Below are 22,117 nucleotides of genomic sequence, written 5' to 3' on the forward strand. Positions count from 1 at the left end.
AGTACGGCGGGCGGCGGCCCTTCCCCGATTCGGCGGCCGGACTGAGACTCGGCCGGGCTCAGTCCTTCATGTGCTCGATGTCGCGGAAGCCGGTCTTCTTCGCGCGGACGGCCCGGTTGGTGAGCCAGGTGAACGCCCACAGCACCACGCCGATCACGAGCAGGCCGGCCGCGATCTCGTAGACGATCCCGTCGCGGTCGACCCACGGGCCGAGCAGGAACGCGCAGAGCACGGCCGCCACCGCCGGCGTCACGCCCGGGGACCGGAACGAGCCACCGTCGGGGTCCCGCCGGCGCAGGACCAGGCAAGCGACGTTCACGATCGTGAAGACGCCGAGCAGCAGCAGCGCGGTCACGCTGGCCAGGTTGACGACGATGTCGTCCTCGGCCCGGTTGGCGACGTACAAGATGAGGCCCAGCGCCAGGACCGTCGAGAAGATCACGCCGACGTACGGCGAGCGGCGGTTCGGCGACACCTTGCCGAGGGTGCGCGGCAGCACGTCCTGGTGGGCGAGGCCGTAGAGCAGGCGGCTGGCCATCAGCATGTTGATCAGCGAGGTGTTGGCGACCGCGAAGACCGCCAGGAACGGGAACAGCTTGTCGATCGGGAAGTCCGGCGCGCCGACCCGGACCACCTCGAGCAGCGCGCGGCCGTCGGCGGCGCCGGCGATCTGGTCCGGCGTCAGGACCGCGACCACGGTGATCGCGACCAGCATGTAGATGACGACCGCGATGCCGAGGCCGGTGATCATCGTGCGCGGGAAGATCCGCTCGGGGTCCTTGGTCTCCTCGACCATGTTCACCGAGTCCTCGAAGCCGACCATCGCGAAGAACGCGATCGAGGTGGCCGCGGTGACCGCCAGGAACATCCCCTTGTCCTCGGGGTTCTCGAAGGTGGTGACCCGGCCCAGGTCGGCGTCACCCTGCGCCATCGCGTAGAAGCCGACGAAGATCACGATCGTGAGCGCGGTGATCTCGATGAGCGTGAGGACCACGTTGAACTTCACCGACTCGCCCACGCCGCGCAGGTTGATCAACGCGAGCAGCACCATGAAGGCCAGCGCGATGAGCGTGATGGTCCCGGTGCCGGGCTCGGCGTCGATCCAGCCGTTGGCGAGCAGGCCTCCGGTGAGGTTCTGCGCGAGCACGTTCGCGGACGTCGAGGCGCTGGTGATGCCGGAGCAGATCACCGCGAAGGCGACGAGGAACGTGACGAAGTGGATGCCGAAGGCCTTGTGCGTGTAGAGCGCGGCGCCTGCGGCCTGGGGGTACCTGGTGACCAGCTCCAGGTAGGACAGCGCGGTCAGCGTCGCGACCACGAAGGCCAGGAGGAACGGCAGCCAGACGATGCCGCCCACGACGCCGGCCATCTGGCCGGTGACCGCGTAGACGCCGGCGCCGAGGATGTCGCCGACGATGAACAGCAGGAGGAGCTTGGGCCCCATCACCCGCTTCAGGTTCGGAGTCGGACCGTTGACGTCGACGGTGTCGCTGCTCTGGGTCGTCATGGCCCCCACCCTGCCCCGCGACCGGCCTCCTTAACCAGAGGCAGGGGCGAGGACTAGCCGAAGAAGACCTGTGCCTCGGCGTACTCCGCCTTGCTGACCAGCTTCAGCTCGCCGGTGCCCTCGATGAGCGGCACCCGCACGATGTCGGTGCCGCGCAGCGCCATCATCGTGCCGAAGTCGCCGTCGGCGACCGCGTCGATGGCCTGGAGGCCGAAGCGGGTGGCGAGCCAGCGGTCGAACGCGGTCGGCGTGCCGCCGCGCTGGATGTGGCCGAGGACGACCGCGCGGGCCTCCTTGCCGGTGCGGGTCTCGATCTCGCGGGCGATCCGGTCGCCGATGCCGCCCAGGCGCACGTGGCCGAACTCGTCGAGCTCGCCGGAGACGAGGGTCATGTCGCCACCCTCGCGCGGGACCGCGCCCTCGGAGACCACCAGGATCGGCGCGTAGCGCGACTCGAAGCGGCTCTCGATGAGCGCACAGACCTCCGCGATGTCGAAGGGCTGCTCGGGGATCAGCACGATGTTGGCGCCGCCGGCCAGCCCCGCGTGCAGCGCGATCCAGCCGGCGTGCCGGCCCATCACCTCGACGACGAGCACGCGGTGGTGGGACTCGGCGGTGGTGTGCAGCCGGTCGATCGCCTCGGTGGCGATGTTCACCGCGGTGTCGAAGCCGAAGGTGAAGTCGGTGCCGGAGAGGTCGTTGTCGATGGTCTTCGGCACCCCGACGACGTTCACCCCGAGGTCGGCGAGCTTCGTGGCGACGCCGAGCGTGTCCTCCCCGCCGATCGCGACGAGGGCGTCGACGCCGTCGCGCGCCAGGTTCTCCTTGATCCGCTCGACCCCGTTGTCGAGCTTGAACGGGTTGGTGCGCGAGGACCCGAGGATCGTGCCGCCGCGGGGCAGGATGCCGCGGCACTGCTGGACGCCGAGCTCCATCGTCGCGCCCTCCAGCGGGCCTCGCCACCCGTCGCGGTAGCCGACGAACTCGAAGCCGTGCTCCTTCGTGCCCTTGCGGACCACGGCACGGATGACGGCATTCAGGCCGGGGCAGTCCCCGCCTCCGGTGAGTACTCCGACGCGCATGCGACCAGTCTGGTCTGGTCACGCCGCGGACTTCTAGCCCTGGAGCTGACCGATCTCGCCGAGCAGCGTGCGGAACCACGGCTCGGACGGGTCGAAGGCCTTGCCGCCCTTGATCCGCGGGAACTCGCATACGCGGAGCTCGTCGCCGGCCTCCTCGTCGTGTCCGACGACGCCGCTCTCGCCGCGCAGGGCGGCGTCGGCCGCGAGGTCGGCGCACGCGCGGATCAGGGCGAGGTCCTCGTCGTTGGCGGCCGCGGAGCGGGAGAAGTAGCCGCTCTTCTGCACCATGGTCTTCTCGGCGCCGACCATGCCGGCGAACTGCTTGGCGAACCACGAGCCGACGTTGATCGTGTCGAGCTTGACGTGGCCGAAGGCGTCCCGCTTGGGCTCGTCGCCGCGCGAGATCATCTCCTCGACGATCGTCGACACGCCGGCGCCCTCGGAGAGGAAGAGGTTGACGCAGCCGGTCTCGTCCATGATCGCCCTCAGCCGCTCGGCCTCGGCCGCGATGTCGAGGTCGAGCTCGGGGACGTAGACGCCGTGGATCTCCCACGAGCGGCGGTCGTTGTCGGCGAAGCCGGAGAACTCCTGGGTGTCGAGCCACTCGCGGTACTTCAGCGCGGTCGCCGCGGTCAGCCAGCCGCAGTGGCGCCCCATCACCTCGTGCACGATGAGCATCCGCGGGTTCGAGGAGTGCTCGGCGACGACGTTGCCCGCGAACAGCGCGCCCTGCTCGGCGGCGGTCCACGCGCCCAGCGACTGCCGGATCGGCACGATGTCGTTGTCGATGGTCTTGGGCAGGCCGACGACCGTGAGCTCGTAGCCGTTCTCGTGGAGGTACGCCGCCAGGTCGGCCGCCGTGGTGTTCGTGTCGTCGCCGCCGATGGTGTGCAGCACGTCGACGCCGTCGCGGGTCAGCTGCTCGGCCGCCACGTGGAGCGGGTCCTGCCCCTCCGCGACCAGTCCGCGCTTGACGCAGTCCTTGACGTTGGTGAGCTTGACCCGGCTGTTGCCGATCGGGCTCCCGCCGAAGCGGTGCAGCAGGTGCGCCCGCTCCCGGTCCTCGGGCGTGACCGTCACGAAGTCGCCACCGAGCAGCCCGGCGTACCCGTTGCGGTAGCCGATGATCTCGATCGACGGGTCGAGCGCGGTGTAGCGCTCGATGAGAGCGCCGACGGCCGAGGAGAGGCACGGGGCCAGGCCTCCGGCGGTGAGGAGGGCAACGCGACGGACGGTCATCGATCGGTCCTTCTGGGCAGGGGTTTCGTCTCTCCAAGGCTAAAGTACCCGAATCGCTAGGGTCTGCCGCATGACCTTCTCGATCGTGGCCCGCTCGGCGGACGGGCAGTCCTGGGGCGTGGCCGTCGCCTCCAAGTTCCTCGCAGTGGGGTCGGCGGTCCCGGCCGCCGTCGCCGAGGTCGGCGCGATCGCCACCCAGGCCGACGCCAACGTCGCCTACAAGGGCCAGGCGCTCGCCCACCTCGACGACGGCGCCACCGCGTCGGTCGCCCTCCAGCGGCTGCTGGAGGAGGACGAGGGCCGCGCCCACCGGCAGGTCGGCATCGTCGACGTCGAGGGCGGCGCGGCCAGCCACACCGGGCACGCGTGCCTGGACTGGGCGGGCAGCGTGACCGGCGACGGCTACGCGATCCAGGGCAACATCCTGACCGGCCCCGAGGTGGTCGAGGCGATGGAGGCCGCCTGGCTGGCCGCTCCCGAGGACGCCTCGCTGGCCCGCCGACTGCTGGCGGCGCTGGCCGCCGGCGACGCGGCCGGCGGCGACTCCCGCGGCCGCCAGTCCGCGGCGCTGCTCGTGGTCGAGGAGGGCGCGGGGTACGGCGGGCTGGACGACATCGCCGTCGACCTGCGCGTCGACGACGCCGCGTCGTCGGGGGGCTCGCCGATCGGCGAGCTGACCCGCCTGCTCGAGCTCAGCGAGCTCTACCTGACCGCCTCCACCGAGGACGAGAGGCTGCCGGTCACCCCGGAGCTCGCGGCCGAGCTCGAGGACCTCGCGCAGGCCGCCGGCGCCCGCGACTTCCAGGCCTGGGTCGGGACCGAGAACTACGAGATGCGGGTCGCACCCGACGGCTCGTGGATCGACGAGAGGGTGCTGGAGATCATCCGGGGCACGCGAGGCCGGTCGGCATGAGTGTGCTCGCGATCGACGCCGGGACGACGGGCATCACCGCGGTCGTCGTCGAGCAGGACGGCTCGATCGCGGCCAAGGGCTACCAGGAGTTCGCCCAGCACTTCCCCCAGCCCGGCTGGGTCGAGCACGCGCCGGAGGAGATCTGGCAGGCGACGCTCGAGGCGACCCGCGAGGTCCTGAGGACGTACGACGCCGCCGAGCTCGAGGCCGTCGGGATCACCAACCAGCGCGAGACCGTCCTGCTCTGGGACCGCGAGACCCTCGGTGCCCCGCGGCGCGCGATCGTGTGGCAGGACCGGCGCACCGCCGACCTGTGCACGCGGCTGCGCGAGGACGGCCACGAGGAGCGGGTCAGCGAGCTGACCGGGCTCCGGCTCGACCCGTACTTCTCCGCCACCAAGCTGATGTGGCTGCGCGAGCAGGAGCCGCACACGTGGGCCCTGGTCGAGTCCGGCCGCTACGCCGTCGGCACCGTCGACTCCTACCTGATCGCCCGGATGACCCGCGGCACCTACCACGTCACCGACGTCTCCAACGCGAGCCGCACGCTGCTCATGGACCTCTCGACCGGCGCCTGGTCCGACGAGCTGTGCGGGCTGTTCGGGGTGCCGCAGGACGCGCTCCCGGAGATCGGGCCGAACTGGGGCCAGATCGCGACCACCGACCCGAAGACCTTCCTGGACCTGTCGCTGCCGATCGCCGGCGTCGCGGGCGACCAGCAGTCCGCGCTGTTCGGGCAGACCTGCTTCGACGAGGGCGACTCCAAGTGCACCTACGGCACCGGGTCGTTCGTGCTCACCAACACCGGGACGGAGATCCAGCGCTCGGACGCCGGCCTGCTCGCCACCGCGGCCTGGCGCTCCCCCGACGGCGCGCTCACCTACGCCAGCGAGGGCGCGATCTTCGTGACCGGCGCCGCGGTGCAGTGGCTGCGCGACGGCCTCCAGATCGTCGGCTCGGCGGCGGAGACACAGGCGATCGCGAGCACGGTGAGCGACACCCAGGGCGTCGTGTTCGTCCCGGCACTGGCCGGCATGGGCGCTCCGCACTGGGACCCGCACGCGCGGGGCCTGATCATCGGCATCACCCGCGGCACGACCCGGGCCCACCTCGTGCGGGCGACGCTCGAGGCCATCGCCTTCGAGGTGCGTGACGTGCTGGAGACGATGCCGTCGCTGTCGTCCCTCCGCGTGGACGGCGGCGCGTCGGCCAACGACCTGCTCTGCCAGCTCCAGGCCGACCAGCTCGGCGTACCCGTCGAGCGGCCGGAGGTCGTGGAGACCACCGCTCTCGGCGCGGCGTTCCTGGCCGGGCTCGGTGCGGGCGTGTGGTCCTCGACCGACGACCTCCGCGACACGTGGAACCTGGACCGCCGGTTCGAGCCGTCCGGCGACCGGAGCGCGGCCGACGCCGCCCACGCGAAGTGGCGCGACGCGGTCGAGCGCGCCAAGAGCTGGGCCTAGCCCGGCTCCTATCGGAGCTTCTCCAGCCCGGCCGCCGCGGCGTCGCGGGCCCGCTGCGCCTCCGCGAGCGCGTCGGCCGCCTCGTCGCGGGCGTCCTCGGCCTCGGACAGGTCGTCGTCGACCTCCTCGGCCGCGGACTCGAGCTCCGCGATCCTCGAGCGGAGCTCGTCGATCTCCGCCTGGAGCTGCAGACCGCGCGCCTCGAGCTCGTCGTACGCCGCCTTCGCCTCGTCGTGCGCCGCGGTGGCCTCGGCGAGGTCGGACTCGGCCGCCGCCAGCAGCTCCTCCGCCGCCCGGACCGCCTTCTCGTCGGCGTCGGGGTCGGGCACGACGTGCAGCTCGGGGCGGCCGGGCTTCGCGGCCTCGCGCGGGGTGGCGGCGAAGCCGAGCGCCTCGGGCAGCGCCACCGCCGCCGCCAGGTCGTCGGGGTCGGCGGGCTCCAGTCCGGTCGTGGCGAGCGGGGCGACCAGCAGCCCGCTGCGCACCGCCCGGGCGCAGGCGGGGTCGACCATCGCGGCGGTCAGCGTCGCCTCGACCTGGTCGGCGACCGCGTCGGTGACCTTGGTGCCCTCCTCGCGGGCGGTACGCCGGGCCTGCGTGGTCACGGCCGCCGTCAGCTGCCGGCGCTGCCTGGTGAGTGCCCGCAGCTCCTCGCCGGACATGCTCTCCTGCGCCGCGCGCAGCGCCTCCCCGACGGCGAGGACCTGCTCGACCTGCTCGGTGTCGCGGCGCACGAGCAGGTTGACGACCCAGGCCGCGAGCGACGGCTTCTTCAGCGCCTTGACCGGCTTCGCGAGGTCGGTGCCCTTGAGCTCCTTGGCCTTCGCGTCGCGCGCCGGGGTGAACTCGGCCAGGGACAGGCCGTAGAGCTCGTCGGCGATGCTCAGGAGATCGGTCATCGGCGCCACTCCTCGTGTGCTGCCCACATCCTCTCGTGCAGCGCCCGCAGCCCGCTCTCGTCGACGTCCTCGAGCGCGACGCCGGCGTCGGCGATCGCGTCCCGCCAGGCGTCGTACGCCGCCAGCTCGGTCTCGACGGACCCGCCCGCGCCCACCTCGGTGCGCAGGCAGCCGCGGATCGTGGTGGTGCCGCCGGCGTGCCGGCGCTGCACGACGAGGATCCGCGCGAAGGCCCCGCTGCCGGGCGCGGAGACCTCGGCGTGCGACGCCAGGACCGCGACTGGGTCGTGACGGAACGACCAGCCGTCGGGGCGCACCTCGTCGATCACGTAGGTGAACCCGCCCTGCACGTGCTTCCCCGGGACCAGCGGCAGCGGGTCGCGGAAGCCGTCGCCGAGCCCGACGTCGGCCCACCACTCGCCGCCGGGGTTCTCCGGCGACGGCAGGCCGGCGACGTGCAGGACGAGGTGGTTGAAGAACGTCCCGTCACGGTCGTCCTCGGCCGTCCACACGTGCCCGTGGCGCCGGGTCACGACGAAGCCGAGCTCGCGCAGCACCAGCTCCAGGGCGCCGTTCTGGTGGAAGCAGGAGCCCGCCCGGCCCAGCTCGCCCACGCGCTCCAGGGAGGCGGTGCCGTCGACCGACGGCGGCGTGCCGAGCACGATGCCGAGGTTCTCGTACGGCACCCGGTCCAGGTGCCTCCGGTGGACCTGGAACAGCACGTCGAGCGTCGGCGGGGGCGTGTCCTCGATCCCCAGACGGCGGAGGTACGCCGAGGTGGCGCTCACGCACCCGGCCGCACGTAGCGGCCGCGCCGGTGCACGAGCGGCTCGTCGTCGTCCCCGACCGAGACCTCCTCGATCCGCAGCGTGAGCAGCGACGACCAGCCGACCTCGACGGCGCTCTCCAGCACCGTCCCCGCCCACGTCGTGGCGTCGCTCAGCCGCGGCCCCCACGCGGTGTCCTCGAACGCGCCCGTGCGGAAGGGGCCGCCCGGCGCCGGGGCCGTGCCCGCGAACGCGTCGGCCAGGTCGCGGTGGGACCAGGACAGCAGCTGCACGACCGCGCGGCCGGTCCGGGCAACCGCCTCGGCCAGGTCGCTGTCCGGGTCGACGAGCGCGAGCACGCGGGCGGGCTGCCCGTTGGCGACCATCAGCGAGCTGACCGTGAGGCCGGCGCCCTCGCTCGTCAGCAGCGCCACCGTGCCGGTGAGGCGACCGCGGAGCCGGCGTACGGGATCGGGGTCGGGGTCGGCGAACGGGTGGCTCGAGTGGATCGTCAAGAGGCGAGCTTGTCGGTCTCGGGACCGTCGTTCTTCTCGGCCTTCGAGAGCTCCTTGGCCCGGGTGGCGTACATGTCGACGTACTCCTGGCCGGAGAGCCGCATGATCTCGTACATGATCTCGTCGGTGATCGACCGCAGGATGTAGCGGTCGTTCTCGAGACCCTCGTAGCGGCTGAAGTCCAGCGGCTTGCCGAAGCGGACGACCGGCCGGGTGAAGCGGCCGAAGGTCTTGCCCGGGGGCGCCACGACGTCGGTGCCGACGACCGCGACCGGGATGACCGGGACCTTCGACTCCAGCGCGAGCCGGGCGACGCCGACCTTGCCGCGGTACAGCTTGCCGTCGTGCGAGCGGGTGCCCTCGGGGTAGATGCCGAAGAGCTCGCCCTCGGCGAGCAGCCGCTTCGCGGAGATGATCGCGCCCTCGGACGCGTCGCCGCCGGAGCGGTCGATCGGCACCTGGCCCGAGCCCTTGAAGAAGGTCTTCTGGAGCCAACCCTTGAGGCCGGTGCCGGTGAAGTACTCGGCCTTGGCCACGAACGTCACGCGGCGGGGCAGCGTGAGCGGCATGAACAGCCAGTCGGCGTACGACAGGTGGTTGCTGGCGAGGATGGCCGGTCCCTCCAGGGGGACGTGCTCGGCGCCCGAGACCCGCGGACGGAAGACGAGCTTCAACCACGGCCCGAGCGCGATCCACTTCAGGAACCAATAGAACACGGACGCACTCTAGTCCGGTGGTGCAGAATCCGCGCATGACGATCCACCACCTCGCCTCGCCGCTCTCGGTCGCCGCCCGGCCGGAGCTCACCGGAGGCCGCCAGGTGGGCGTGCTGCTCAGCCACGGGTTCACCGGCCAGCCCGCCTCGATGAAGCCGTGGGGCGAGGCGCTGGCGGCGAGGGGGTACGCCGTCGAGGTGCCCCGCCTGCCCGGCCACGGCACGACGTGGCAGGAGATGAACGGGACGACGTGGAAGGACTGGTACGCCGAGGTCACGGCGTCCTTCGACAAGCTGGTCGCCGAGAACGACGCGGTCGTGGTCTGCGGGCTGTCGATGGGCGGCGCGCTCGTGCTGCGGCTGGCGGCCGACCGGGCGGACGAGGTCGCCGGCGTGGTGGTCGTGAACCCCGCCGTCGCCACCAAGCGGCTCGACGTGAAGCTGCTGCCGGTGCTCAAGCACCTCGTCAAGGCGTTCCCCGGCATCGCCAACGACATCAAGAAGGAGGGCGGGGAGGAGCACGGCTACACCAAGACGCCCCTGAAGGCCGCCCACTCGATGATGCAGGCCTGGCCGCTGCTGATCGCCGACCTGACCAAGGTGACCGCGCCGCTGCTCTACCTGCGCTCGACCGAGGACCACGTCGTCGACGAGGCCTCCCAGCCGATCATCACCGGCGGGGTGTCGTCGACCGACGTCACCGTCGTACCCCTCGAGAACAGCTACCACGTGGCCACGCTCGACCACGACGCGGAGAAGATCGTGGAGGAGTCGGCGGCGTTCATCGCCCGCGTGACGTCGGTGGGCTGACCGTTCCGGAGATACGCTCGTTGTCGTGAAGCCGGACGACGACGCGGACGACCGCGCCTGGCGCTCGATCGTCGAGAACTACGGCGACCGCGCCGAGCTCGACGACCCGCCCCCGTCTCCGCCGCCTCCCCCGTCGGCGTCGGGCTCGGACGCCCCGTTCGGAGGCCGGTTCGGCGATCCGCGCGCCTTCCACGCCGACGAGCCGGCCGCCCGCTCCGTCGAGCCCGAGGAGGAGGGCTTCGTCCCGCCCGAGCCTCCCCCGCTGCCCGTCGTCGCTCCCGACCGCGGCCTGGCCTGGCTCGGCGTGCTGGGCTCCCCTCTGGTGCTGCTCGCGGCGCTGATCTTCGGCATCGCGATCCCCACCTGGCTGGGCTACCTGCTCGTCATGGGCTTCGTCGGCGGGTTCCTCTATCTGGTGCTCAAGATGCCCCGCGAGCCACGCGACCCCTGGGACGACGGCGCGCAGGTCTAGGTCCACCGCCCGGCTTGGCTAAGGTGCGAGCGTGAGCGCCAACGAGACCGTCGAGATCACCGGCCACCTCATGGACCACGGGATCCTCTCGCGGGTCCTGGACGACATCCGGGAGTACGGCGGGGACTACGCCATCGACCGCTTCGACGTGGGCCGGGAGACCGACGACCCGTCGCACGCGGTCATCACGGTGATCGCCGAGGACGACGAGTCGCTGCAGCGCATGCTCATGCGCCTGCAGACCCGTGGCGTGAACCAGGTCGACCCGGGCGAGGCGTCGGTCGCCGAGGCCGACCGCGACGGCGTGTTCCCCGACAGCTTCTACTCCACGACGAACCTCGACACCCGGGTCCGCGTCGACGGGACCTGGCTCACGGTCGAGAACCCGGAGATGGACTGCGGCCTGGTCCTCGAGCGCAGCGCCGACGGGAGGCCGAGCCGGGTGTACACGCTGCCGATGTCCGACGTCCGCACCGGGATGCTCGTCGTCACCGGCGCGTCCGGCATCCGGGTGACCGTGCCCGCGCCGGACCGCAGCGCCGAGGCGTTCGGCTTCATGGAGTCCGAGGTGTCCTCGGAGAAGCCGCAGGCGGTGCTGGTGCGCCAGGTCGCGGACGGCATGCGGGAGGCCAAGGCCGCGGGCAAGAAGGTCCTCTGGGTCGGCGGACCGGGCGTGGTCCACACCGGCGCCGCGCCGGCGCTCGTCGCGATGGTGAACGCCGGCTTCGTCGACGTCCTCTTCGCCGGCAACGCACTGGCGACCCACGACATCGAGGCCTCGCTCTACGGCACCAGTCTGGGCATCGACCTGGCCATGGGCCGCGGCGTCGAGCACGGCCACGAGCACCACATCCGCGCGTTGAACACCATCCGCAAGGAGGGCTCGATCAAGGCCGCGGTCGACAGCGGCGTGCTCACCGGCGGGATCATGCACGCGCTGGTCACCCAGGGCAAGGAGTTCGTCCTGGTCGGCTCGGTGCGCGACGACGGCCCGCTGCCGGACGTCTACACCGACGTCATCGAGGGTCAGCGCGCGATGCGCGCCGGGCTCAAGGACGTCGGCTTCTGCCTGATGGTCGCGACCATGCTGCACTCGGTGGCGACCGGCAACATCCTGCCGGCGTCGATCCCGCTCGTGTGCGTCGACATCAACCCGGCGACGGTCACCAAGCTCGCGGACCGCGGCTCGTCCCAGGCCCGCGGCATCGTCACCGACGTAGGGCTGTTCCTCGAGCAGCTTGCAGTCGAGCTCGTGCCCGAGTACCGGCGTTCCTGAAGGTCTGCCGGGCCAGGTACGCCGCCCCGACGGCTCCGGCCTCGGGGCCGAGCGCCGCACGCACCAGCGGCGGCACCGTGCGGTGGGCGGCGCCCACCAGCGACTGGCGCAGGGCCGCCCGCGCGGGCTCGAGGAGCAGGTCGCCGGCGATCGAGGGACCGCCCCCGACGACGACGATCTCGGGGTCGAAGGCCGCGACCAGGTTGGCCGTGCCGACCCCCAGCCAGGTGCCCACCTCGTGGAAGGCGGCGCGCGCCACCTCGTCGCCCGCCTCGGCCGCCTCGGTGACCGCCGGACCGCTCAGGTGCGCGCGGCCGCCGTGCTCGCGGACGTAGCGGGTCAGCGCGTTGCCGGAGCAGTACTGCTCCCAGCAGCCGGTCCCTCCGCACTCGCAGTCGCGGCCGCCGGGCACGACCTGCATGTGGCCGAACTCCCCCGCCATGCCGTTGTAGCCGCGGTGCACGGCGCCGTCGAGCACGACCGCGCCGCCGATGCCGGTCCCGAGCGTGATGACCAGCGCGTCCTCGGCGTCGCCCACGGCGCCGTACACGACCTCGGCGCGCGCCGCGCAGTTCGCGTCGTTGTCGAGCACGACCGGCGCGCTCCACCGCTCGGCCAGGCGCGCCCGGACGCCCTCGTCGCGCCAGGGCAGGTGCGGCGCGAACCGCACCCGCTCCCCCTGCGCGTCCACGAACCCCGCCGCCGCGATGCCGATCGCCGAGGGTCGACGGACGCCGGCGATCTCCTGGACCGCCTCGGTCAGCGCGTCCTCGACCAGCCGGGGCTCCACCCGGCGCCCGGGCGTCTCCCGGCGAGCCGTGCGCAGCACGCGGCCGGTGGACGACACGGCCGCGGCGAGCACCTTGGTACCGCCGATGTCGACGCCGATGAAGAGAGCCACGGGGAGTATTCGACCAGATGCGCACCGATGGATCAGGCAAGCGCCCGACACGACGCCGCCCGCGCCCCGGGGCGCGGGCTGCGGGGCCGCCCGGATTGGCCGCCGACGGGCAGCAAAGCGGGAACGGCGGGCTCGAGCCGGCGTTGACTCCCGGCTTGCGGGAGCACTCCCGGCTTGCGGGAGCGCGCCTCGACACCACCCCGGCTTGTGGAGCAACCGTGACCTTTTCGTGACCCAGATCCCTGTGGAATGAGGGGTTCTGAGCATCATCAGTGTCGGCGGTCAGTGCTTGGCTGAACCCATGACAGCGATCGCCACACCCCGCCACCGGGTCAGTGTCGCGACCGCGCACGTCCACGCCGAGCTCGACACCGTCGCCGACGCCTCGGTGTGGTCGATGGACGCCGCCGAGACCGCCGCCACCCTGGTCGCCCTCGAGCGCGCCGAGGCCCGGATCGTGGAGCTCAAGGCCCGCGTCGCGGCGCACGCCGACGACCTCCACGTGGGCTGCGAGGTCGGCGCCTCCAGCGCCGCGAACTGGCTGGCGCACCAGTCCCAGGCCACCCGGGCCGAGGCCCACGCCACGGTCCGGCTCGGCCACGCCTTGGAGCAGCACCGGCTGACCCGGTCCGCGCTGGCCGCGGGGGAGGTGCTGGCCGAGCAGGCCCGGGTGATCCTGCGGTGGGTCGATCGGCTCCCCGACGAGGTGGACCCCGAGACCCGTGAGCGGGCGGAGGCGCACCTGGTGGAGCAGGCGCGGCACCACGACGCCAAGGCGCTGAACCGGCTCGGCAAGCACCTGTACGAGGTGGTCGCGCCCGAGGAGGCCGACGCGCGTGAGGCCGCCGTGTTGGCCAGGGAGGAGGCCGCCGCGGCGAAGGCGACCCGGCTGTCGATGTGGGACGACGGGGAGGGCCGCACCCACGGCACCTTCACCATCCCCACTCTGGCCGGGGCGGCGCTGCGCAAGGCGCTGACCGCGCTCGCGGCGCCCAAGCACCGCGCGGCCACCGAAGGCCCCGGCCCGGAACGGCGCCCCACCCCCGAAGCACTGGGGCAGGCGTTCCGCGAGCTCATCGAGCGCTACCCGGTCGACCGGCTCCCCAAGACCGGCGGGACCAACGCCACCGTCGTGGTCACCATGGAGCTGGACACGCTCACCGGGCGGCTGGAGAAGGCCGGGGTCCTGGACACCGGCGAGCGCATCTCACCCGCGCTGGCCCGCCGGCTGGCCTGCGAGGCCGGGGTCATCCCCGTCGTCCTCGGCGGCGCCTCCCAACCCCTCGACGTCGGCCGCAGACGCCGCCTGTTCACCGAGGCCCAGCGGGTCGCGATGTTGACCCGCGACCGCGGCTGTGCCGCCGAGGGCTGCGACCACACCACCGGCCTCCACGCCCACCACAAGACCCGCTGGACCGACGGCGGCACCACCGACCTCGACAACGCCATCTCCCTGTGCCACTGGCACCACAACCGCGCCCACGACACCAACTACCAGACCACCTACCACCCCAACGGGAACGTCAGCTTCCACCGGCGGACGTGAGGCCAGACCCCGGCATCGTTGCAGTGCCCGATTTCCCCAAGTTGGGGCTGACTCGGCGACGGCCGTGGTGCCTACGGTGAGAGCCCGCGCAGATGGGCAAGGCCATGCCTCGACCTCGGACCGTCCTTGCGACCCTCCTCCTGACCGCGCTTCTCGCCGTGGTGCCGTCGGCGGCGCAGGCGACGCACTCGCTCGCGGCGACGACCGCCGGCGGGGCCCCGACCTGCGCCGGCCGGACCGCGACCATCGTGGGGACGACCGGGGCGGACCGGATCGAGGGCACGCCCGAGGACGACGTGATCGTGGCGGGCGGCGGCCGCGACATCGTCTTCGGCAAGGGCGGCGACGACGTCGTCTGCGGGAACCGGGGGGACGACGTCCTCGACGGCGGCGACGGCGACGACGAGCTCCTCGGTGCCGCCGGAGACGACTTCGCCACCGGGGTCGACGGCGACGACGAGATCCGCGGTGGCCGGGGCCGCGACGTCCTGAACTTCGGGGACGAGGAGGACGGCAACGACTTCGTGGCGGGCGGCGACGGGGACGACGACCTGCACGCGGGGGTCGGGCGCGACCGGCTCTTCGGGAACGACGGTGACGACAGCCTCCGGGAGGGCGAGGTCGATGCACCGCTCGTCGACCTGTTCTCGGGTGGACCAGGCGTCGACGACTGCGTTGCCGGGACCGAGGACCTGGTGCGCCACTGCGAGGGTCCGGCAGCACTCGTCGGGTTCCGGCTCGAGGAGGCCGGAGCGTCGGTGCTGGTGACCTTCTCGCTGAGGTGCCCGCCGCAGGGGCCGGACACCGCGACCTACTTCTCCCTGACGCTGTCCCAGGGGGCGCCCGATGCCGCGGACCACGTCGAGGGATCGGGCGGCATCCTGGCTCCGCCGTCCCCCATCGTGTGTGACGACACCCGTCGCTCGTACACGTTCAACATCCGGCCCGGGGAGGCCTACGCCGGACGACTGTTCCGGACCGGCGCCGCCGTCGCGGAGTGGACCGTGATCACCTGCACCCTCGTCGCCCCGGACACGACCGAGTGCACCGGCACCGAGCTCCGGCGCGAGGACGTGGTCATCAGGCGTTGAGACGCACCGTCAGCGCCGCGACAGGTCCGCCGCGCCGATCAGCCCGGCGCGGTTGCCCAGGGTGGCCTTGCGGATCTCCGGGATCGGGCGGAACCCGCGCCCGACGAGCTGACCGGCGAAGGCCGTGCGCATCGGCTCGAGGAGCAGGCCCTCGGCCTCGCTGACGCCACCCCCGACCACGACGACCTCGGGGTCGAGGATCTCGGTGAGCGACGCGACGCCCTCGCCGAGCCAGCGGCCGAGCTCGGCCAGCTGCTGGGTCGCGCCGGCGTCGCCGTCGCGGGCCGCCTCGGTGATCAGCGGGCCCGTGATCTTCGTCAGGTCGCCGTCGGCGCGCCGCAGCATGCCCTGCGCGATCTGCGCGCCGCTGAGCGCGAGGGCCCGGGCCTCCCGCACGAGCGCCGAGCCGGAGGCGTACTGCTCGAAGCAGCCGTGCTTGCCGCAGCCGCAGAGGATGCCGTTCGGTACGACGCGCATGTGGCCGATCTCGGCGCCGACGCCGTTCGCACCTCGGTAGACCTCGCCGTCGAGCACCAGCCCGCCGCCGACGCCCGTGCCGACGGTGACGAGCAGCAGGTCCTCGGCGTCGTACGCCGCGCCGTACCGGAACTCGCCCCACGCGGCGGCGTTCGCGTCGTTCTCGATCACGACCGGCAGGTCGACGCGCTTCTCGAGCTCGCCCTTGAGGTCCTCGTTGCGCCACGCGACGTTCGGCGCGAACAGCACGACGGCGCGCGCCTTGTCGACGTAGCCCGCCGCCCCCACTCCGACCGTCGCGATGTCGTGCCGCGAGCGCAGCTCGGTGACCAGGCCGGCGATGGCCCCCTCGATCGCCTCGGCGTCGGTCGCGGGCGACTCGACGCGCAGCTCCTCGAGGATCTGACCGTCCTCGTCCACCACGCCGCCGGCGATCTTGGTCCCGCCGACGTCGATGCCGCAGGCCAGGCTCATGAGTCTCCCTCCTCAGGCCAGTCGTCCCCGGGCCAGTCACCGTCGTCCAGGTCGATGTGCTGGACGCGCTCCGGACGCCCAGTCTGCCCGGCAGCCGCGCCGTACATCAGCCGGGCCGCGGCGTTGAGGAACGTCGTCGCGGCGGTCGCCAGCTGGGTCTTGACCTCCGGGCTCAGCTCGCGCACCGCGTGCACGGTGCGGCAGACCGGGCAGAACGTGCACTCCGCCGCGCCGGTCGCCAGGTGTTCGTCGATCTCTCCGGCCGCGTCCTTGGCCCAGTCCGACAGCGCACCGAGGAGCTTGACCGCCTCCTCCGCGACCGTCCCGACGTCCGGTTCCTCTCGGTCCCCGCTCATGTCACCTTCCAGCCTCGTCCACGGGGTCCTCGACGAACCGCACCTGCAGTTCCCCCTGATCCACCCGGGCACCGGCCACGCGGAAGCGCGACAGCCCGGACGGCAGCGTGAGCAGCCGACGATACGCTCCCACGGTCACGACCAGATCGTCGCCATTGCGCGCCAGATCGACGTCGGTGCGCGACACCAGCGGCAGCGCGAGCCGCAGCACCGCCCCGTCGGAGGTACGCCGCACGCGGAACGGGCCGCGGCCCCTGGTCGTGGCGAGCGGGTCGGTGCCGGCGTACACCTCGCGCGCCAGCTCGGTGACGGCCTCGACCCCGACCGGCTCGCGGGGGCGGTACTTCGAGCGCCAGACCGGCAGCCCGGCGAAGGACTCCCCGACCCGCTCCAGCACCTCGTCCTGCGCGACGACCCAGCCGGCGCGCCAGTCGTCGGCACCCTCGGTCGGGAAGACCCGGTTGGCGACCACGCCGTCGACGCGGTAGCCGAACAGCGAGAGCGTCGTGTACGAGCGGCGGGCCTCGGCGAGCACGACGTTCTCGGGCGTCAGCACCAGCCGGACGCTGGCGTCGTCACCGCTGAGCAGCTCCCGGACCTCCATCAGCTCGGCGTGCAGCCGCTCGACCGCGTCGAAGACGGTGTCGCCGGGCATCGGGACGCCGGCGGCCCGGCTGAGCACCGGCCGCAGCGCCTTGACCACGCGACGCTCGACCGGGAGGACGCGGTGCATGTACCACCCCAGCGCCTCGGGCAGCGCGAGCAGCCGCAGCGTCTCGGCGGTCGGTGCGCAGTCGACGACGATGACGTCCCACTGGCCCGAGAGCGCGTGCAGCCGCAGCTCGAGCAGCGCCAGCACCTCCTCGGCGCCGGGGATCACCGTCAGCTCCTCGGCCGCGACCGGGTCCACACCGGCGACGTCGAGCACGGAGAGCAGGTAGCGCTGGATGTCGGCCCACGACTGCTCGAACCGCAGCTGGGCGTCCACCTGCTGCACGTACAGCTTCGGCGCCACCTCGGTCGGCTCGGCGCCGATCTCGCCGGCGTCGCAGCCGAACGCGTCGGCCAGCGAGTGCGCGGCGTCGGTCGACAGCACGAGCGTGCGGCGTCCCTCGGCTGCGGCCAACGCGGCGGTCCCGGCCGCGACGGTCGACTTGCCGACCCCGCCCTTGCCGGTGAAGAGCAGGATCCTCAGAGCGACTCGACCCGCTTCTTCAGGCCCTTGAGCGCGGTGTCGATCAGGATCTTCTCCCCCTTGCGCTTCAGCATGCCGATCAGCGGGATCGACACGTCGAGGGAGAGCCGGTAGGTCACCTCGGTCGAGCCGTTGCCGAGGTCACGCAGCACGTAGGCGCCGTCGAGCGCGCGCAGCATCTTGCCCTCGACCAGGGTCCAGGTCACCTCGTCGTACCCGTCCCACTCGTAGGCGAGCGTGTACTCGTCCTTGATCGGGCTCACGTCGAGCGAGAAGAACACCTGCTCGGCCCAGCCGCCGGGCTCGCCCTTGACGACCTCCGCCACCTGGACGCCCTTGGCCCACTCCGGGTAGGCCGGGAAGTCGCCGATGACGCCCATGATGTCCTCGGGAACTGCGTCGATGACGATCGACGACTCGGTCTGCTCGGCCATCGGGTCCCCTCACGGTGAGTCGGGTGGCGGGTCGGCTCGGGGCTGCGAGCGTACCGGATCGCCCGGGGTCGTCCGCACGCGGTGAGTCACGCGGTACCGTCGGCCCGTGCGTGAGTTCTCGACCCCGTTGACGACCGACATCCCGTCCACCGGGAACCTCACCGACGACGTCGTGGCCAACGCCCGCGAGGCGGCCGACGCCATCGCGTTCAGCCGCCGGGGAGACGAGGGCTGGGAGGACGTCAGCAACGCCGACTTCCTCGCCGAGGTGAGCGCGGTCGCCAAGGGTCTGATCGCGGCCGGCGTCGAGGTGGGCGACCGGGTCGGCCTGATCTCCAAGACCCGCTACGAGTGGACGCTGATCGACTACGCGATCTGGTTCGCCGGCGCGGTGACCGTGCCGATCTACGAGACCTCCTCGGCCGAGCAGATCGCCTGGATCCTCGAGGACTCCGGCGCCCGCGCCGTCGTCGCCGAGGGCCCCGACCACCTCGCGCGCATCTCCGAGGTCCGGTCCGGCCTCGAGGACCTCAACCACGTCTGGTCGATCGGCGGCAACGCCGTCGGCACGCTCACCAGCCTGGGCGCCGACATCTCCGACGAGGAGCTCGAGAAGCGGCGTACGTCGGCGACGCCGCTCGACCTCGCGACGCTGATCTACACCTCCGGCACCACGGGGCGCCCCAAGGGCTGCATGCTGACCCACGGCAACTTCATGTTCGAGCTGGGGGTCGCGGTCGACGAGCTCGAACGGCTCTTCCAGGAGGAGGACGGCTCGACGCTGCTCTTCCTGCCGCTGGCCCACGTCTTCGCCCGGATCATCCAGATCGGCTGCGTGAAGTCACGCACCCGGATGGGCCACACCGCCGACATCAAGCAGCTGCTGCCCGACCTGGCCGAGTTCCGGCCGACGTTCATCCTCGCGGTGCCCCGGGTGTTCGAGAAGGTCTTCAACACCGCGTCGCAGCGGGCGACCGCCGACGGCCGCGGCAAGATCTTCGACGCCGCGGCCGAGACCGCGATCGCCCACTCGCGCGGGTTGGAGCGCGGCAAGGTGCCGCTGCCGGTGCGCGCCAAGCACGCGGTGTTCGACCGGCTCGTCTACGGCAAACTGCGCAGCGCGCTCGGCGGCAACTGCGTCTACGCAGTCTCCGGCGGCGCTCCGCTGGGCGAGCGCCTCGGCCACTTCTACCGCGGCATCGGCCTGGTCGTGCTCGAGGGCTACGGCCTCACCGAGACGACGGCCGCCCTCACCGCGAACCGTCCCGACGCGATCAAGGTCGGCACGGTGGGGCAGCCGCTGCCCGGCACGGCGGTCCGGGTCGCCGACGACGGGGAGCTGCTCTTCCGCGGCGGCCAGGTCTTCGCCGGCTACTGGCGCAACGAGGAGGCGACCGCCGAGGCGCTCGAGCGCGACGGCTGGTTCCACACCGGCGACCTCGGCGAGGTCGACAACGAGGGCTTCGTCCGGATCACCGGCCGCAAGAAGGAGATCATCGTGACGGCCGGCGGCAAGAACGTCGCTCCGGCGGTCCTCGAGGACCGCGTCCGCGCCTCGCTCCTGGTCGACCAGTGCATGGTCGTCGGCGACGGGCGGCCGTTCATCGGCGCGCTGGTCACGATCGACCGCGAGTCGTTCCCGCTGTGGGCCGAGCAGCACGGCAAGACCGGCACGGTCGCCGACCTCGTCGAGGACCCCGACCTCCTGGCCACCGTGCAGGAGGCCGTCGACGAGGCCAACAAGGCCGTCTCGAAGGCCGAGTCGATCCGGAGGTTCACCGTGCTTCCCGGCGAGTGGACCGAGGAGGGCGGCCAGCTCACCCCGAGCCTGAAGCTCAAGCGCAACGTCGTGATGCGGGAGCTGCGGGACGAGGTCGACGCACTCTACGTCTGACGACGCCCTGAAACCGGGGCGTCTACCCTGCTGAACCGGTTTTTATTCCAACTCTCAAGTAGTGGTCTGCTCCGGTCGATGCAGATGACGTCTCGACTGTTCCGTGGAGAAGTGCGCGGCCCTACAGTCAGGATGCTCCGGATACACGGGGGTGAGGGTCCGGAAATCGGGAAAGGGTGTCCGGGGATGGGGCGACGGAGGGTGCTCATCCTGGGAGCAGCGCTGGTCGCTGCGCTCGGGGTGGCGTTGGTTGTTGTGTACGCACGCGGCGCCGACGAGCGCGCGGACGCGCGGTTCGGCGGTGTGGAGGTCCTGGTCGCGGCCGAGCGGCTGTCTCCCGGCGAGACCGCGGCGGCGGCCGAGGCGGCCGGCAAGATCAGGACGGCGACGGTCGCGCGCGACAGCGTGCTCAACGGCGCGGTCACCACGGTGGACGACCTGGGCAAGCAGGTGGTCCTCGTGCCGATCTACCCGGGCGAGCAGCTCATGGCCCGGAAGTTCGGCGCCGCGGGTGACGCGCAGGCGACGCTCCCGATCCCGCCGGGGAAGATGGCGGTCTCGGTGAACCTCACCGACGCCGCGCGGGTCTCCGGCTTCCTCCAGCCGGGCAGCGAGGTCGCGGTGTTCCTCAACGGCACCGCGCAGGACACCCAGCAGCCGTTCACCCGGCTGCTGCTCCCCCGCGTGACCGTCCTGGGCGTCGGCTCGACGGCGCCGGTGTCGCAGGCCGAGGGCGAGGAGGGCGAGGCAGCTCCCGAGGAGCTCGCGCCGACGCTGCTGACGATCGCGGTCGATCAGGGCGACGCGCAGAAGGTGCTCTACGCGTCCTCGAACGGCGAGCTCGCCTTCGCCCTCCTGAACGGCAACAGCGAGATCGCGCCCGAACCCGGCGTGACCTCCGACAACCTCTTCGAGTGAGCTGACATGCCTGTCGTCGTCGATCCCGATCCGACCGCAGTCGCGGAGCTCCTGTCCGCCATGCCCGACGGCGCCCACGGCGTCGACTCGACCGAGCGGCTCGCGGCCTGGCTGGGCGAGCACACCGAGGAGTACCTCGTGCTGCTCGGACCGAACCTCGACCTCGAGAGGGCACTGGCCGTCAGCGAGGGCCTGCGCACCGGCCGGCCGACCGTCAGCGTCGTCCTCGCCCGGGGCGTCATCGACGCCGGGCTGCTCGCCCGGGCGATGAAGGCCGGCGCTCGCGACGTGGTGCCCCACTACGACCTCGACGCCGTCGCGGCGGCGGCCAACCGGGCCCACCAGCTGCACGTCGCGCTCCGGGGCCCGACGGTCTCCGCGCAGCGCGGCACGGTGATCACGGTCTTCTCCCCCAAGGGCGGCGTCGGCAAGACCACGATGGCCGTGAACCTCGCGCTGGCGCTGGCCGACCGGGGCGCGCGCCGCGTGTGCCTGGTCGACCTCGACCTGGCCTTCGGCGACGTCGCGATCACGCTCCAGCTGTTCCCGTCGCACACGATCGAGTACGCCGTGGGGTCGGAGGACGCGCTCGACCCCGCCATGCTCGACACGCTGCTGACGCGCCATCAGGACTCGCTGATGGTCCTGGCGGCGCCGAGCCAGCCCGACGTGCGCGAGCGCATCACGCCGGCGCTGGTCGGGCGGCTGCTGACCACGCTCCGGGAGAGCTTCGACCACGTGGTCATCGACACCGCTCCCGCCTTCGACGAGCCGACCCTGGCTGCGCTGGACGAGACCGACGAGTGCGTGGTGGTCGCGACCCTCGACGTACCCACGCTGAAGAACGTGCGGGTCGCGCTCGAGACGCTGGCGATGCTCGGCATCGCCGAGGGCCACCGCCACCTGCTGCTGAACCGCGCCGACGACGCCGTCGGGATCGGACCGGAGGAGGTCGAGTCGATCCTCGGCCTCTCGGTCGCCGCCCAGGTCGCCTCGTCGATGGACATCGCCGCCGCCACCAACTCCGGTACGCCCATCGTGGCGAGCAGGCCCGACCACCCCTCGAGCGTGGTGATCCGAGCGCTGGCCGCGCAGCTGGCGGGTGAGCGGGCGGAGAACCCGTCCGAGCAGGCTGCCGCACCGGCCCGACGCTTCCGGATCAGGCGGTGACGC

Annotated in this window: 22 protein-coding genes; 10 read left to right on the forward strand and 12 right to left on the reverse strand. The window is 72.3% G+C overall.

Annotated elements, in window-relative coordinates:
• Positions 1 to 58 precede the first annotated feature (58 nt).
• Genes ACYQ0U_RS06450 through ACYQ0U_RS06460 form a run of 3 tightly spaced genes read right to left on the reverse strand, consistent with a single transcriptional unit; the run spans position 59 to position 3,828 of the window.
• The gene (locus ACYQ0U_RS06450) at positions 59 to 1,507 is read right to left on the reverse strand and encodes an APC family permease (RefSeq protein ID WP_459970709.1); all 1,449 of its coding nucleotides are present in this window, start codon (positions 1,505 to 1,507) and stop codon (positions 59 to 61) included.
• Positions 1,508 to 1,560: 53 nt separating this feature from the next.
• Complete coding sequence (locus ACYQ0U_RS06455; protein WP_459970713.1) at positions 1,561 to 2,589, reverse strand: 6-phosphofructokinase; 1,029 nt, start codon at positions 2,587 to 2,589, stop codon at positions 1,561 to 1,563.
• A 33-nt stretch (positions 2,590 to 2,622) separates the two neighbouring features.
• Positions 2,623 to 3,828, reverse strand: coding sequence for a pyrophosphate--fructose-6-phosphate 1-phosphotransferase (locus ACYQ0U_RS06460; RefSeq protein ID WP_459970717.1), 1,206 nt, complete (start codon positions 3,826 to 3,828; stop codon positions 2,623 to 2,625).
• A gap of 70 nt (positions 3,829 to 3,898) precedes the next feature.
• Here ACYQ0U_RS06460 and ACYQ0U_RS06465 point away from each other — a divergent pair, with 70 nt between their 5' ends.
• Together ACYQ0U_RS06465 and glpK are read left to right on the forward strand one after the other, a co-directional pair.
• A complete protein-coding gene (locus ACYQ0U_RS06465) occupies positions 3,899 to 4,741 on the forward strand; it encodes a DUF1028 domain-containing protein (protein WP_459970721.1) in 843 nt (280 codons plus the stop codon).
• Positions 4,738 to 6,204: a glycerol kinase GlpK gene (gene glpK / locus ACYQ0U_RS06470; protein ID WP_459970723.1), complete on the forward strand. Its 1,467-nt coding sequence runs from the start codon at positions 4,738 to 4,740 to the stop codon at positions 6,202 to 6,204. Before ACYQ0U_RS06465 ends, glpK begins: the two co-directional genes overlap by 4 nt.
• 8 nt (positions 6,205 to 6,212) lie before the next feature.
• On the opposite strand, the gene ACYQ0U_RS06475 is transcribed toward glpK, so the two are convergent.
• The 4 genes from ACYQ0U_RS06475 to ACYQ0U_RS06490 are packed head-to-tail and all read right to left on the reverse strand — an operon-like array spanning position 6,213 to position 9,101.
• Positions 6,213 to 7,103, reverse strand: a complete 891-nt coding sequence (locus tag ACYQ0U_RS06475) for a hypothetical protein (RefSeq protein ID WP_459970725.1) — start codon at positions 7,101 to 7,103, stop codon at positions 6,213 to 6,215.
• On the reverse strand, positions 7,100 to 7,891 hold the full coding sequence (locus ACYQ0U_RS06480; protein ID WP_459970727.1) for an arylamine N-acetyltransferase family protein: 792 nt from the start codon (positions 7,889 to 7,891) through the stop codon (positions 7,100 to 7,102). The genes ACYQ0U_RS06475 and ACYQ0U_RS06480 overlap by 4 nt, the downstream gene beginning before the upstream one ends.
• Positions 7,888 to 8,385 (reverse strand): flavin reductase family protein, encoded by a 498-nt coding sequence (locus ACYQ0U_RS06485; protein WP_459970729.1) that lies wholly within the window; start codon positions 8,383 to 8,385, stop codon positions 7,888 to 7,890. Before ACYQ0U_RS06485 ends, ACYQ0U_RS06480 begins: the two co-directional genes overlap by 4 nt.
• Positions 8,382 to 9,101, reverse strand: coding sequence for a lysophospholipid acyltransferase family protein (locus ACYQ0U_RS06490; RefSeq protein WP_459970731.1), 720 nt, complete (start codon positions 9,099 to 9,101; stop codon positions 8,382 to 8,384). The genes ACYQ0U_RS06485 and ACYQ0U_RS06490 overlap by 4 nt, the downstream gene beginning before the upstream one ends.
• 35 nt (positions 9,102 to 9,136) lie before the next feature.
• Between ACYQ0U_RS06490 and ACYQ0U_RS06495 the strand changes: the two genes are divergently transcribed.
• From ACYQ0U_RS06495 to ACYQ0U_RS06505, 3 genes are read left to right on the forward strand one after another with little or no spacing between them, the layout of a single operon-like run.
• Complete coding sequence (locus tag ACYQ0U_RS06495) at positions 9,137 to 9,910, forward strand: alpha/beta hydrolase (RefSeq protein WP_459970733.1); 774 nt, start codon at positions 9,137 to 9,139, stop codon at positions 9,908 to 9,910.
• A gap of 25 nt (positions 9,911 to 9,935) precedes the next feature.
• Positions 9,936 to 10,382 (forward strand): NADH dehydrogenase subunit 6, encoded by a 447-nt coding sequence (locus tag ACYQ0U_RS06500; RefSeq protein ID WP_459970735.1) that lies wholly within the window; start codon positions 9,936 to 9,938, stop codon positions 10,380 to 10,382.
• 31 nt (positions 10,383 to 10,413) lie between these two features.
• Positions 10,414 to 11,658, forward strand: a complete 1,245-nt coding sequence (locus ACYQ0U_RS06505) for an ornithine cyclodeaminase, nickel-pincer nucleotide-dependent (protein WP_459970737.1) — start codon at positions 10,414 to 10,416, stop codon at positions 11,656 to 11,658.
• On the opposite strand, the gene ACYQ0U_RS06510 is transcribed toward ACYQ0U_RS06505, so the two are convergent.
• A complete protein-coding gene (locus ACYQ0U_RS06510) occupies positions 11,591 to 12,559 on the reverse strand; it encodes an ROK family protein (protein WP_459970739.1) in 969 nt (322 codons plus the stop codon). The two genes, ACYQ0U_RS06505 and ACYQ0U_RS06510, sit on opposite strands and share 68 nt — an antisense overlap.
• A gap of 301 nt (positions 12,560 to 12,860) precedes the next feature.
• Between ACYQ0U_RS06510 and ACYQ0U_RS06515 the strand changes: the two genes are divergently transcribed.
• Positions 12,861 to 14,105, forward strand: coding sequence for an HNH endonuclease signature motif containing protein (locus ACYQ0U_RS06515; protein ID WP_459970741.1), 1,245 nt, complete (start codon positions 12,861 to 12,863; stop codon positions 14,103 to 14,105).
• A 104-nt stretch (positions 14,106 to 14,209) separates the two neighbouring features.
• Positions 14,210 to 15,196 carry a calcium-binding protein gene (locus tag ACYQ0U_RS06520; RefSeq protein ID WP_459970743.1) on the forward strand — a complete coding sequence of 329 codons (987 nt, stop codon included), beginning with the start codon at positions 14,210 to 14,212 and terminating at the stop codon, positions 15,194 to 15,196.
• Positions 15,197 to 15,205: 9 nt separating this feature from the next.
• Here the strand turns inward: ACYQ0U_RS06520 and ACYQ0U_RS06525 are convergent, their stop codons facing one another.
• The 4 genes from ACYQ0U_RS06525 to ACYQ0U_RS06540 are packed head-to-tail and all read right to left on the reverse strand — an operon-like array spanning position 15,206 to position 18,132.
• Positions 15,206 to 16,147 carry an ROK family glucokinase gene (locus ACYQ0U_RS06525; protein WP_459970745.1) on the reverse strand — a complete coding sequence of 314 codons (942 nt, stop codon included), beginning with the start codon at positions 16,145 to 16,147 and terminating at the stop codon, positions 15,206 to 15,208.
• Positions 16,144 to 16,503, reverse strand: a complete 360-nt coding sequence (locus ACYQ0U_RS06530; RefSeq protein ID WP_459970747.1) for a hypothetical protein — start codon at positions 16,501 to 16,503, stop codon at positions 16,144 to 16,146. The genes ACYQ0U_RS06525 and ACYQ0U_RS06530 overlap by 4 nt, the downstream gene beginning before the upstream one ends.
• 1 nt (position 16,504) lies before the next feature.
• Complete coding sequence (locus ACYQ0U_RS06535) at positions 16,505 to 17,698, reverse strand: ArsA family ATPase (RefSeq protein WP_459970957.1); 1,194 nt, start codon at positions 17,696 to 17,698, stop codon at positions 16,505 to 16,507.
• The gene (locus tag ACYQ0U_RS06540) at positions 17,695 to 18,132 is read right to left on the reverse strand and encodes an SRPBCC family protein (protein WP_459970749.1); all 438 of its coding nucleotides are present in this window, start codon (positions 18,130 to 18,132) and stop codon (positions 17,695 to 17,697) included. The genes ACYQ0U_RS06535 and ACYQ0U_RS06540 overlap by 4 nt, the downstream gene beginning before the upstream one ends.
• A 106-nt stretch (positions 18,133 to 18,238) precedes the next feature.
• Between ACYQ0U_RS06540 and ACYQ0U_RS06545 the strand changes: the two genes are divergently transcribed.
• The 3 genes from ACYQ0U_RS06545 to ACYQ0U_RS06555 all read left to right on the forward strand — a co-directional run bounded on the left by ACYQ0U_RS06545 (position 18,239) and on the right by ACYQ0U_RS06555 (position 22,114).
• A complete protein-coding gene (locus ACYQ0U_RS06545; RefSeq protein WP_459970751.1) occupies positions 18,239 to 20,026 on the forward strand; it encodes an AMP-dependent synthetase/ligase in 1,788 nt (595 codons plus the stop codon).
• A gap of 186 nt (positions 20,027 to 20,212) precedes the next feature.
• Positions 20,213 to 20,944 (forward strand): Flp pilus assembly protein CpaB, encoded by a 732-nt coding sequence (cpaB, locus tag ACYQ0U_RS06550; protein WP_459970753.1) that lies wholly within the window; start codon positions 20,213 to 20,215, stop codon positions 20,942 to 20,944.
• Between the two features lie 6 nt (positions 20,945 to 20,950).
• Positions 20,951 to 22,114, forward strand: a complete 1,164-nt coding sequence (locus ACYQ0U_RS06555) for a CpaE/TadZ family protein (protein WP_459970755.1) — start codon at positions 20,951 to 20,953, stop codon at positions 22,112 to 22,114.
• Positions 22,115 to 22,117: the final 3 nt, after the last annotated feature.

The sequence above is a fragment of the Nocardioides pyridinolyticus genome, from assembly GCF_054653575.1.